The sequence below is a fragment of the Sedimentisphaera salicampi genome (genome assembly GCF_002117005.1).
Classification (GTDB): Bacteria; Planctomycetota; Phycisphaerae; order Sedimentisphaerales; family Sedimentisphaeraceae; genus Sedimentisphaera; species Sedimentisphaera salicampi.
Window position 1 is genome coordinate 1498170 of record NZ_CP021023.1, and the last position, 13179, is coordinate 1511348.

6 protein-coding genes are annotated in these 13179 nt (G+C 49.6%); all 6 read right to left on the reverse strand.

The window, feature by feature from the left end; genetic code table 11:
• Positions 1 to 19: 19 nt before the first annotated feature.
• Positions 20 to 3349 (reverse strand): LamG domain-containing protein, encoded by a 3330-nt coding sequence (locus STSP1_RS05590; RefSeq protein ID WP_085755409.1) that lies wholly within the window; start codon positions 3347 to 3349, stop codon positions 20 to 22.
• Between the two features lie 115 nt (positions 3350 to 3464).
• Complete coding sequence (locus STSP1_RS05595; protein WP_118158586.1) at positions 3465 to 5411, reverse strand: SUMF1/EgtB/PvdO family nonheme iron enzyme; 1947 nt, start codon at positions 5409 to 5411, stop codon at positions 3465 to 3467.
• Positions 5412 to 5599: 188 nt separating this feature from the next.
• A complete protein-coding gene (locus STSP1_RS05600; RefSeq protein ID WP_161491625.1) occupies positions 5600 to 6697 on the reverse strand; it encodes a purple acid phosphatase family protein in 1098 nt (365 codons plus the stop codon).
• A 124-nt stretch (positions 6698 to 6821) separates the two neighbouring features.
• Positions 6822 to 8450, reverse strand: coding sequence for a PA14 domain-containing protein (locus STSP1_RS05605; RefSeq protein WP_085755411.1), 1629 nt, complete (start codon positions 8448 to 8450; stop codon positions 6822 to 6824).
• Positions 8451 to 8540: 90 nt separating this feature from the next.
• Positions 8541 to 10874: a LamG domain-containing protein gene (locus tag STSP1_RS05610; RefSeq protein ID WP_161491626.1), complete on the reverse strand. Its 2334-nt coding sequence runs from the start codon at positions 10872 to 10874 to the stop codon at positions 8541 to 8543.
• 16 nt (positions 10875 to 10890) lie between these two features.
• Positions 10891 to 13176 (reverse strand): glycoside hydrolase family 2 protein, encoded by a 2286-nt coding sequence (locus STSP1_RS05615; RefSeq protein ID WP_085756666.1) that lies wholly within the window; start codon positions 13174 to 13176, stop codon positions 10891 to 10893.
• Positions 13177 to 13179 lie beyond the last annotated feature (3 nt).

Consider the following 13179-nt stretch of genomic DNA (forward strand, 5'->3'; position numbering starts at 1 on the left):
CAGTTTTGTTCAATTATATTCACAAACGTTTTAATTTTATCTCAATCTCTTTGAAACTGGCGATGTCCAGCCAGACAGTAAGATTATTGCCTTCTTTATTCCGCTGATGCCCCAAGCGATAATCTTTCCCTTCTTCCATCTTCTGATTATCAAGCCAAAGCTGCGCATTATCTGTGCCCCAGTTTTTCAAAACCAGCGCAGGATTAAATATAGGGCTTTCTTTCGAGCCCAAGAGTTTGCAGCAGAAATCAGATTCAGGCTTATCGCTTCGGCAATCAATGATGTATGCCCGCTGAGATGGGTCGTAGCCTTCGTTCTGATGCGCCCGGCCGGTACTCACGATCTCAAGCTTTGGGGCATTCAGCCAAGACCTGCCCAGCCGAGCAAGCTCATCAGAACTGCAGTTGGCCGCTCCAAACAACATACTCCACGTATTACTCCACGTATTACTACCTTCCCGAATCTCGTGAGGCTGCCAAATTAAAGACGAAAACGCCCCATCCTCAAAGCCCGGCTGCTCGGGCGGATGATGAAAAGCAAACTCACCCTTTTCCGGATCAGCTATAATAAATGGAGAGGCCTCGTTATTCACATTGAAAGCCTGCAAAAAGGCTCGCTCCGGAATGCTTTCAAAATCCTTCTGCCCTGCTGCCCATTTGAATTGTGCTGATTGTCCTTTCAGATTCGCCAGCATAAATGAGCCGTCTTGAAAATCAGACTCATCCTTTTGCGGGAGGTTTTGCAGTATGCCAGCCTGATAGACCCGCCTTCCGCTCAGCGACGAGCGGCAGTGGAAAACAACTTTTCGAGCACCTATCGAGTCGGGGTAAAAGGTATAATACTCATCCACCCAGTCTGACCAGCCCGTCAGCGGGTTTGCTTCAGTGAGCAGGGAATCTTCATCAACAGGCGCATGCCGCACATGTACTGCAACACGGGCATCACTGTCTTCAATAACTCTCGCCCGAGAATACAGGCAGCGCTTATCTAAAAGCGGCGAATAAAAACTCTCCGCAGGCTTCTGATTTAAGCCCTCCTGCATAAATGCATTGATATACCACAACCCTTCTTTCACTGAAAAGGCGGGCACAAAGCTGTTCTCTCGGCAGAAAATAAACCGGCTTGCGGAATTATCGAAAAGGATTTCCACATCAGGCTCGCCGCTCACCGGCCAAGACATCTCATTTTGGCCTGAATCTATCTTTGTATAAAATGCGCCGAAATTTTTCCGTTTTGGGCAAGACCCAGGAGCCTCATTCTTCGCAGGTTCAATCTCAAACTGCACAGAGCTTCGAAATTCTTTCTCAACCCACACAACCAAATCGGTTCTGCCCGGGTGAGGCTCAAACCCAGTGCGAAGAACGCTTGAGCCGAGCTTTTTGCCGTTACAATGCACAACAGCTTCTTCTGCTCCCCAGCCTCGAATCAAAAAGGCCGGATTAAAAACAGGCCTGTCCTTGTTTGCGGCAAGCGTAAACTCAAGCGTAGAGGTCTGCGATTCTTTTAGCGATTGAATAATATACGCCCGCTGCTTGCGGCTGTATCCTTCGTTTTTGAAACCATCGCTCAATTGCCCAATCACTGGGGGATTATTCCAGCTCTTGGCAAGGGGCACAAGCCCCTCAACTCCCTGATTTGTCATACCGGTTAGCGTTACCGCTTCGAAGGTGTTTTCCGATGTCTGTTTAATAGCATCAGAATCCTCCAAAGACTGGCTCAGCGAAGAATGGCTCGGACGGTCTGGAATCTGAGTTCTGCGTCCGTCGTTTGGTATTTGAGCTGCAGGCCAATGATTCCACCACGGAAAATGCTGCCCCTCTACTATCGCATCCGGCGAGAACAGCTTTAGATTATTCTCCGGCGGGAAAATAATAAACGGCTTATAACAGCTCTTCAGGTTCACCAGTTGGATAACAGAGTCTTCAGGCTTTGAGACTTTTCTATCCGGCCGCTTCCTCCATGAATAAACGCAGCTTTCACCTTTCAAGTTTGCAAACACCATCGCATCCAGCTCGATATTATCCTCCGGAGCTGTCCCGGGCTGATTCAGCGCTATCGTCTCCTGCCATTCATGCCTTAGATGATCAGTCCAGAGCTTTTGATGCCGCGTTGCAGCGGCGTCGGGGTAGATGTAGTAGTATTCATCTGCCCATTCACCAAACGACTGATCATTATCCTCCATACCGAATATATTGTATTTGATATCGCTTATGGCGTATCGCCAATGAACCACCGCCCTTGCATCGCTGTTTGCAATAAGCCGCACGTGAGAGTAGCGGCATTGCTTATCGCTCATATGCTCCGAACAACCCCACGGGCTCTTATCCCCTCCAACGCGTTCAAGGCTTTGATCTGCCATCAATCTGCCGTTTTCGCTGCTCCATACAGCTCCGTAACCGGTTCCGTGCCAGAAAAGCATTTCAGCGGGATGCTTATCAAACGCCACAACAATATCAGCATAAGGGCCGATCGGCCAATGGGCGTCCCATTCGGGGCTGTAGGATAGGGTGGTGTAAAATGCGCCGAACTTGTTATTGCCGGAATTTGCGCCGGAAGGCATCTGGCGGTATTGCAGCGGCTGCTTCACATCAGGCTTTGAGCGGCTGTAATAAGCTTTTATTTGAGCCTCGGTTAAGTCATAATCGAAGATACGAACCTCATCAAGCAGGCCGTCAAAAACCATTCGGGATTTGAGCCGGTCGCTTGCTTCGCGTTCGCTTTGCACCGGAGACATCCGGCAGTGATTCTGCCCAACCAGAAGATCGCCCCCGCCAGCAGAAAGCCTTCCGTCCGCAGCATTTTCAGCAGCTAATTTCCCATCAATATAAAGCTTCATTCCGCTTTGGGGGCTATATACTGCTGCAATATGAACCCATTTCAAAAGATCAACAGGCTGTTTTGTTGCGCAGCTTTGCTCTTCGCCGCCGAGATTCAGCCGGAAACCAATCCTGCCCTCGTGATTTATGCCCAGAAATAATCGGCTTTGGCAGCCTTCATCATTAGAATCAGAGGCGGGAGCGGGCTTTTGGCTAACAATACCAGCCCAATTCCATGAATACGTCTGCGGAGCTATCCATGCATCAATTGTAAACGCATCAGCGAGCTTTGGGGCGTATTTGGCCTCGCAGAGAATTTTCGTCGTTTGGCCGTCAAAAACTATGGCCTTTCCGTAAACGCCTTCTTCATAACGATAATACCCCTCTATGGGTTCCTGTCTGCCGGTGCAGGCGTCTTTAACATAGCCAGATGAGGATTCGAATTTGTACCAAAGACGCGGAGCGGCCCCTCCCTCGCACGGAAGCGTTAGAGGCAATATTTGAAACAATATGAGGATCAGAAAGCGATACATCAATCCTGCCCTTTTAAGTTAATCCTATTTTCTCGTCTCATTTGCCGGCCAATCGTAAAATCATTAAGTCTGGTTAAAACAAACGCATTAAAATCTAAGCGATTTATTGCTCTCTTTATTCTTCATCAATCACCATAGGCTCTCTGAGCCATGCTAGATTGAAGCGGTAATGCTGAGCGCTGGAAATAAGATGTATAACGCCGTCGGGCGTTTGTGTGGCAGCGAGGTAACCGCCGGGCTCGGCATGTCTTTGGTCCATAGTGAACTTGCCTGTCCAGCCTGCGCCGTAGATCTCGCGGGGCGGGTCGCCGGCGGTGATCAATTTCTTCACAGGCCAGCTCTTGCCCTCATCAAATGAAAGCGCAGCATACATCCCGCACATACAATGCTCATTACCTTCGGCGTCCTTCATAAGCATTCCCTTAAGGCAAGGCCAACCCTCCTCTTTGCTTTTGCGTGTATCAGTAAAGGAAACAAACAGAAGCGGGCCTTCATCCAACCGCATTAAAACCAACCTCTGCCCGCTGCTTATCGGGGGAAATTCGCTGGCCGAATACTTCCACGTTTTGCCCATATCCTCGGAGATGCTGCAGGGCATATATCCATTGATGTTGTTGCTTCGGCCAAATGCCATTAAGTTTCCATTACTCAGCTCTGCAACACCTGCGTGTATGCCGGCAATGTTATAGCCGGTATTGCCCTGTTTATATTCCGGCTCCCTGCCATCCATCTGGGGTATTGCAGGGTCTGTCCATGTTTTCCCGTGATCTGTGCTGATATGCACAGCAGTGCCGTCGCTGCCTCCCGAGCCGGCATCACAGGCCTGAACCATCACCCCGTCCGAGGTCATTATCGTACCGCTGATTACCTGATTTCTGAATCCGTGTTCGGGGCTGATTAGCCTCGGACGAGACCATGTGCTTCCGTTATCGGTACTGGTTCGCAGGGTTATGGCGAGATGACGCCAGTGATACGCCACATCCAGCCCGTTGAAATGATAGAGCGTTCCGTTTCCGTCGTTAAAAAGGGACGAACCTGTCATATTCCGATCCGGGGCCTTATAGAAAAGCGAGGCACGTTCCCACTGACTGCTTCCCGCCCTCAGGCGTGAGCTGAGGATTACCATATCGCGGTCCTTCTCGGATTTCGTCGAAAACCAGACTGCCAGCAAATCCCCGTTATCGCACCAAGTAATGCTGGGGCAGTGATTGTGGCTGTAGAAGGGTTCTCCGTCGTTTTCAGCCGGCCTGCGCAGATACTGAATCGGCCCTTCGAAGTAGGGCTCGGTTTGATCAGGCCCGTTAGACCAGTCATAATCTTTCTGAGAATCCGTTTTCAAGCAGCGCGATTTCTCCGTCTGCGGGAGCGGTTCGCTGCCGGGAAACTCTGCCATCACAACGCGAAATCCGATCAGCCAGCTTGTGTCTTCGGGGAGCGTTCCCATGCGGTTTGCGGAGCGCAGATAATAAGGATCAGTGCTGTGGCTCCCGCCTCGTGTTACTTTCATAATCCCGCCTTCACGTCCAACCGGATCAATCTGCTTTTCTTCCGGATACTCCCCATACCAATCCCAGCACCATTCTTCCACATTTCCGTGCATATCATAAAGCCCCCATGGGTTTGCGGGAGTTTGCCCAACTTCAAGTCCAACGGGCTTATAAGTTCTCATATGCTGCTGGTTCTTATGATAAGCTTTCGGCAAACTGCTGCCTGTGGAAAAAGAGGTCTTTGTTCCAGCGCGGCAGGCATATTCCCATTCAGCCTCTGTGGGCAAACGATACGGCTTACCTTCCTTTTCGCTGAGCCATTCACAAAACTCGCCGGCCTGCTCCCAGCTTACAAATATCACAGCTTCATCATCTTCTGTAGAGAATCCTTTCTTCCCGCGCAGCTTCTTGTGGGATGGGTCAAACTGCTCATACTGAGCATTGGTTACCTCTGTGGCAGACATATAGAATGAAGATGAAATCTTCACCTTATGCACGGGCAGCTCGTCCCAGCCGTAATCGCCCTTACCCTCGCCCATCATAAAAGAACCTTCCGGAATGGACACCATCTCCATTCCCAGAGAGTTTTCAAAAGCCTCGCCATTATCCTGCCCGGCAAAGCTCAGCGTAATTACCGCTAAGTAAGCTGTAATCAAAAACAGCAAGAAGGAAAATTGATTTGAAAACATCATCTTATACCCCTGTAAAAAATTTTAATTAATGTTCAATAAAACATCACTTTTTCTCATTTTATTTAGGCAAATTATTCGTCCGGCTGCTTTGCCCCGCTGCCTGCAGATTCAGGCAAACTTTTCTCAACCTCCGCGAGCACCTCACCGCTGAGCGGCCTCTTTGCTGTTATTTTTATTGTATCCCCTTTGATTTCGGCAAGGCAGTAATGCCCGTCTTTTTTTGTTCCGCCCTCGCCTGTATTAACATAGAGCACATCATCAACTGCCTGATCGGCATAGGTGTGCCAATGGCCCCCAAACACAACCGCAACACCATACTTCACCGCAAGCGGGTGTATATTTCGTCTCGCCGAGGAATTGCCGCTGCCGGCAGAATAAGCGTTTTTATGATACACCAATATCCGCCAAGGCTTCTTGCAATTTTTAAGCCCCTCTTCAAGCCACTTCCTCTGCTTTCCGCTTAAGCTCTGCTCTGAATCAAGCACCCACACCTTCATTCGGCTGTAGGTGAATGAATAATAGCCCTTTCTTTGATAAGGATACGGCCAGTATTTCCGGAGAGAAGCCAGATTGTCGTTATTCCCCATGCAGCCCATTATTGGCAAAAGAGCCTGCAGCCGAGCTGTGTTATCATAATCCTGATTGAAAACTAATTCCTGCCATCCGCTGTATATGCCGTCTTCGATCCAGTCTCCTGTCATAAGGCAAAGCGTCTGAAAGCTGCCGTCTTTTTCTATTTCTTCCAAGATCCCGCTGCAAAGCCGGTCATAGTTCGCCGCAGACTTCTGGATATCTCCATGAACGATGAACTTCAGGGACTTGTTTGTGTTCTCCTTCGGAGCGGTAAGAAAGCTTCCCTCTCGATGATTGTTCTGCCCGTAAACGGTGTAGTAATACTTTGCCCCCGGAGCAAGTTTAGAGATAGTATATTGATACTGATTATCTCCGTATGGATGCACCTTTGCTTTGCCTTCTGAAAAGGCTTTATCCCTGCCCCACTTCAGCGAGCAGGCAGCGGCTGATTCCATCTGCCAGCAAACCTTCATCCCTGAGGCATTCTCGGGAAGAATTAGATAAGGGCCTTTCTTGAATTCGATACTCAACTGCTGCGCCTGCCCAAGCACAGGCAATAAGAGCAGAACTGTTATCGATAGAATTCTTTTAAGCATAATGCTCCTAAGCCGTATAAATCCAGAATCAGACTGCCTCTTCCGGCGATTCCAAGAGGACAGTAAAGGCATCCATCCGCTGCTGATATTACAGCGGAGGATGCCTAAGGCTTTAGTTAATAGGTTAAGGGGTCCATATTGCCGCTTCAATATATGAATGCGTACGTTCTTTTGTTGCGATGTAATACATTGCCACCATATCCCCGTCTGCATTTTGTGTAAGCTGGGGGTATCCAAAATCATGGCTCAGCGGCTGATCGCGAATCACAATCTCTTCGCCCCAAGTTGCTGCCTGATCTTCGCTGAAACGAACGATCAACTGACGCAGCGTTCTGTTTCCGTAGCAGCAGGCCAATCTCCCGTCAGACAAGAGAGCAAGCGCAGGCGGGTTACCGTTGTCAAGGCCGGTAAGCCCTACCTCACTGCGGAACGACCAAGACCTGCCGTTATCATGGGATATATACGAATCAACCCAGCAGTGCTGGTCTCCATCAAACGGATTGCGACGACGAGCCGCAGTAATCAGTGTACCTTTGCTTGTTCTAACCGTCGATGGCATAACAGCCCGATAACATTCCTCCTCTTCTGGATTATCTGCCCACGGTGCAATCCAAGCAACAAACTGGAACGTCTTCCCGCCGTCTCTGGTTTCCACCATAAACGGCTTGTCTCTGCGCGTATGATTGGGAATTCCTCTTCTTCTCGCTGCCATAAAGATCTGGGCAGACATCGGGCCGGTAACTAAATACTCCGTTCGGGCAGTGATTTGCACGTCATCAAGATTTTCATCTTCATTCAAGCCGTTAAATCTGTAAGGGCCGGTCCATGTTTTGCCCCGATCGTATGAAATAAAGAACCGTCCTTTCGAATCGCTTGTCCCGTGGTAGCCCGTAGCGGCCACACGCATTGCAAAATCCTTATGCCCGAAATGGATGCCGCCCGGAGAAGGCTCGGGTTCTTTCCCGTCACCCACGTAATTATCAGGATCGTAACTCTTCCACGTATATCCGCCGTCCATACTTCTTGCAAGGCGGCTCAACTGCGGCTCGCCGATATCATGAAAACCGCCTTCTTTGTTATGAGGACCGTCGGTTAATCCGACCAGTATCTCTTTTCCGCCGTCCCAAGTCCAAAGGCCGTTGTTTGCCGGCCAGCCGTAATAGCGGCCGCGCTTGCTTGCCACAACCACATGCTTTATATCCGAAGAAACAACGGGAGCATGGAAAACGGCCTTCTCAGGTATGATATGCAGTTCTTCGCCCGGCCAGCTCCAAGACAAACGCAGATGAGACTTGCCGCGGCTCCTGTTGTAGGTAATCTCAATCGGATACTTCCTGCCCTTCTCCATCTTCATCATTCTGCGGTGAACGCCGGTTTTATCCCATCCGTCAATCAGCTCTTTACCGTCAATCTTGAGCGTTCCTCCGTTTGCAGCACGCATCACAAATGTAACCTCGCCTGAGTAAGGGGCCTCGATATAGCCGTGCCAGCGGGCAGACCAAGTGCTGCCTTTCTCCTCATTATCGCTCCAGTCGTTATCAAGGCTGCTCAGAACTGACCTGCCCTTCAGACGCGACAGATCAGGGTCGCCATACCAAGTTCCGATAAGCCCTTGCTCAAAGCCCTTTTCCATGCTATGCATAGAGGCGCCTTCCAAACGGCTCATTGCCGGCAGAACAAAAAGCCCGCCCGCAACTGCTGCACCGCTTTGACGGAGAAACATCCTTCTGTTCAATCTTTTTGCATTTCTCATCTTCGTTTAACCCTTTCTTATTTCATTTATCGTGAATACTTTTTTAACTTTCACAATTTCAGCGAAGCGGGCAGCAAAGCTCCCTCCACGCTATGAATCTCTGGCTAAAAATTTATCAACCTGCACCTCAAAACATTCATCAAGCCAGTGAGAGGCAAGCAAGACATAATCATTCAGATTTATGCGGCCGTCGCCGGTAAGATCAATCTTTGAAAATCGCCTATTGGAAATCAGTGAATTAATTTCGCTTTTGCTTAAAACATAATTGTACACCCTGAAATCATCGATAAGCCCGATATAATCATTCGCATGGCTTCGCTTTGCCCCGATGTCAAATACTGTACTGCGAACGCCGGCAAGTGAACCATAGGCATCGTTTTTTTCGGCAACCTTCTCCCCGTTGCGGTAGATGGCCATAAAACCCTCATCAGCATCTTTCACGAAGGCGTAATGTACCCATGAGCCCTGCCAGTCAGAAGAGGCTGCATCCTCCCAAATCAGCGTATCTCCAGCCGCATGCCAGACCACATTCCCTGAAGAATCAGGCACCCTTGCATTCACGTACGGATAATGGCCTGCATCAAACAGCCAGTTGTTATGGCTTAAGAAATTTCCTCCTTTTACCCAGCAGGTAAATGTTACCGCTTCTCCAATATTGCTTAGCGTGGCGTTAGGAGGGTTTACTACAGTGTCATTGTCAAACTTCAGACATCTCCCTTTCCAGCCCTCTGAGCTCCAATCGCCAGATCCGGAGATATTGCCATCCATATTATGCCCGGAAGAATCGGCAGCAATGTTTCCTTCAGATTGATCAAATTTATACCACAGCATCAGTTTATCCGGATCTGGGCCTGGGTCGTCTATGGTTAAATTATACACTCTGAATTCATCAATCAGGCCAATATAATCATTTGCGTGGCTTCGTTTTGCGCCGATATCAAAGCCGGTGTTGGGGATACTGGCCAGAGAACCGTTTGCGTCAGTTCTCTCTGCCACTTTCTCACCGTTGCGGTAAATGGCCATGTGTCCCGCAGCGGCATTTTTCACAAATGCGTAATGCACCCAGCTCCCACGCCAGTCCGCGGCGGTGGAGTCTTTCCAGACGAGCGTGTCTCCAGCCGCATGCCAAACCACATTGCCCAAAGCATCAGGCACTCTTGCGCTGATATATGGGTCATCTCCAACATCAAAGACCCAGTTATCCCGCCCGCTTGCATCTCCACCTTTAAGCCAGCAAGTGAAAACTACCGCCTCACCGAGATTGCTCAGCGTTTCCGGCGGCGGGCTGACTGACGTGTCATCGTTAAACTGCAAGCAGTTTCCTTCCCAGCCTTGATCGATCCAATCTCCATTACCGCTGACTTGGCCATCCATATTTCGCCCCGAAGAATCTGCGGCAGTTTCACCAGCAGACTCATTAAATTTATACCGTAAAAGCAAGTTGTCCGAATTGAGGGAAGGCAGCAGACAGTCGCCTTTTTCAAGCCAGCCTTCTGAAAATTTCATTAAATCGCCATTTTCCACAACACAGTCATCATTGATATCCGCCTTCAGCGGTTCTTCTGCAGCGAGAACTACATAATCATACGGCCGAGCGTTGGAGAAATGTATTGCCAAGGTGTCAATTTTCTGGGGCTGATAGGAACTGCTGGTATCGGTAACGCTGTAGCTGAGGCCGTTGAAAGAGAACGTAGTTTTAATCCCCTGGCTGACACGCTCAATCTTCAAAACCAGCTCAGCCCATTGATCGAACCCCAGCGCAAAGCACGCCGGAACAGGGTCAAAAATTCGTGTCCATGATCGAGGATCGCAATCTCCAAGCAGTTCACGGCTGCAAGGCCAGGGTTCAGTATCAATTTCGTCAATGAAAGGCTCATCTCTTTTCCAGCAGCTTACGTTGGTATGGGATTCACGAGAGCCGTCGGATTTATGTTCCCAAAACCGCTCCGTATCGCAAATGTGTGGATGAAAGCGCCACTGGTATCCAAGGTAGCCGGTGAATATGCCGTTTTCTTCGCCGTAATTATCGCTGCTGATGTATCCCTGACTATTTGAGTCGAACAGGCCTATCCGGAAATCTCCCGTTCCGGCAAGGCAGGTAACGTCGTCATCGAAATCGCAGTCTCCCCCGCCTGAGATATTATCATGGCAATCACAGCCCAGCTTATCGCCGCGGCTTTGCCAGAAGTAGCGCAGAGTTAGAGAATCTCCCACCTCTTCAAGGCTTTGCTCAGGCAGATGAGCTGTGAGCTGGTGGGGTTTGCCCGGATACCAGACCAACTGCCCGCGGTCGTTTAATTCCAGCCGCTGGGGGTTATGCGAGTGATACCAGGCCATTGAATCGAATTGCACCGATCCAAACACCAAGCCCGCACTCAAAATCAGTCCTAAAAGACAAATTGCTTTTTGTTTTTTCGTTTTCATAAAAAACCCTTTCAGGCTATTTTTCATTTGCCACATAATACAGCCCAAGGTCGAAGGCTGCTCGGCGGTCGGGCGCGCTGCACTGAACTGCAACGATATTCTCTCCCTCCCTCAAAGCGCCAACAGCCTCTGGGACTGCTATATGCTGATAGTGCCGTTTGCAACGTCCGCGGAGCTGTTTTACCTTTATCCCATTAATAAAAACGTCTGCCTGACCCACGTTGTAAAACACCTTCATTCGCAGATCTGACGGCACTTCTTCGAGATTAAAGGTTCGCCTCAAACGCAGGTTTCCTTCCTCCCATGTTGTTCCTTTCGGGATGTATGTATTCTCTCGCTCAATGAACGGCGCCTCTCCAGACGACCAGCTTCGATCATCAAAATCAGGCTTATGCCAGCCTTCATGCTCTGAAGAGCGGGAATACTTCCAAAGCTGACGCCTTTCTTCCGAATCTTTCATAATCGTTACAGAAGGCCCTGCCGGCTCATAAAAACGCTGATGCAGTTTTGTCATTTTTTCCGGATCCAGCTTAATCACCTTTCTGTCGTATGTGAGCAGGCCGTTGACCTCGCCTTCCACATCCGTAGTCTGCGTGTATATCGCTGCTGCAAGGCCCTGGCCTTTCAAGCCCCATGTATCATCCATCAGAGAACGGTAACGCTCCCATAATTCCTGCTGACTTGAGAAATTCCTGTATCCCCAGTTCTTCTTGTCTCTCCATAGATGCCCGGGTACAGGCCATCCGAGCCCGCCAAATTCGCCAAGCACCGCTGCCCTGTCCGGATCCGATTCAATCCCCGGGCCCGGATAAACATGGATATCGTACACATCGCCAACACCACGGTCTGCCCAGCCGGAAACGGCATTGCAGATGCGCGTGGGATCATAGTTTTCAAGCCATTCGGTCATTGATTCGGTTTGGTATTGTCCCCATCCTTCGTTAAAGAGCACCCATGCAGCAATAGAAGGATAATTGTAATAGTTGTCCACCATTGCCTTAAGCTCAGTTTCAAACTGCGCTGCTGAAGCATCATCCCGCACGGCGTCTTCAGAGTCTCCTGAGCCAACCCGCAATTCTCCATCGGGGTTTGCATTTGGCATATCCTGCCAAACGAGCATACCCATCCGGTCGCAGTGATAATAGTAACGTGCCGGCTCAATTTTCACGTGCTTTCTAAGCATATTAAAGCCCATGCTCTGGAGCACCTCAATATCATACTTCAAGGCCTCATCTGTTGGAGCTGTGTACAATCCGTCCGGCCACCATCCCTGATCGAGAACACCGTATTGGAATATGGGTTCTTTGTTTAAGGTAAGGCGCATAAAGCCGTCTTCATCGCGTTTCATCCCAACCTCACGCATTCCGAAGTAGCTGGAGACCTTATCAACAATATTCCCGTCTTTTCGCAGGGTAATTTTCAAGTCGTACAGGAAAGGGTCATCTATGCGCCAAAGGCGCATCTTGGGAACAGAAACAGAAAAGATTTTCATATCCCCGCTTTGCGCCGCAACCGCAGCGCTGGAGAGCCATTGGCCATCCATATAAACATCAGCCTTTATCACATTGTTATTAAGCTCGCTTGCCTCTACGCTAATCGCCAACTGCCCTGTATCAATGTCCGGGGTAAGCTTGAGCGATTCGATAAAGCTGCTGGGAACGCTCTCAAGCCATACGGTCTGCCAGATTCCTGTAACGGGCGTATAGTAAATGCCTCCGGGTTCTGTTACCTGTTTGCCCCGCGCCTGCGAGCCTTGGTCGGTGGGGTCCCACACCTTAACAACGATCTTCTCACTGCCACCTCCGCTGAGAAAATCTGTTATATCAAACGTAAACGGATCGAATCCGCCCTTATGCTCGCCGGCAAAACGGCCGTTTACCCAAACCTGCGCATGCCAGTCAACCGCTCCAAAATGCAGCAGTATCCGCTGGTTCTGAACATCCCATTTCTTCGGCACTTCAAAAGTACGCTCATACCAAAGACATCTCTCAAGCCCCGGGTGCTCGCAGACGCCGCTCAATCCAGATTCAGCAGGGAAGGGCACGAGTATCTTGCCTTCATATTCCCCAGGATTCTCAGCACCGGCTGAGGTAATAGAATAATTCCACAACCCGTTAAGATTTTTCCATTCTTCCCGCACCATTGCCGGCCGGGGGTATTCACTCAAAACATTTTTTGGGTTCACCTCACTGGCCCATGGGGTTTCGATTTTATCCAAAACCGGCTCCCAGCCGTTTTGTCCTGCTGTGAGCAGTCCCGGTAAACCTGCGATAGCAAACAGCCAAATAATATTAATCTTCATTTT

Coding starts and splice junctions, on each gene's coding strand:
- STSP1_RS05605 (WP_085755411.1), bottom strand. CDS start 8,450: ATGAGAAATGCAAAAAGATTGAACAGAAGGATGTTTCTCCGTCAAAGC.
- STSP1_RS05600 (WP_161491625.1), bottom strand. CDS start 6,697: ATGCTTAAAAGAATTCTATCGATAACAGTTCTGCTCTTATTGCCTGTG.
- STSP1_RS05610 (WP_161491626.1), bottom strand. CDS start 10,874: ATGAAAACGAAAAAACAAAAAGCAATTTGTCTTTTAGGACTGATTTTG.
- STSP1_RS05590 (WP_085755409.1), bottom strand. CDS start 3,349: ATGTATCGCTTTCTGATCCTCATATTGTTTCAAATATTGCCTCTAACG.
- STSP1_RS05615 (WP_085756666.1), bottom strand. CDS start 13,176: ATGAAGATTAATATTATTTGGCTGTTTGCTATCGCAGGTTTACCGGGA.
- STSP1_RS05595 (WP_118158586.1), bottom strand. CDS start 5,411: ATGGAGATGGTGTCCATTCCGGAAGGTTCTTTTATGATGGGCGAGGGT.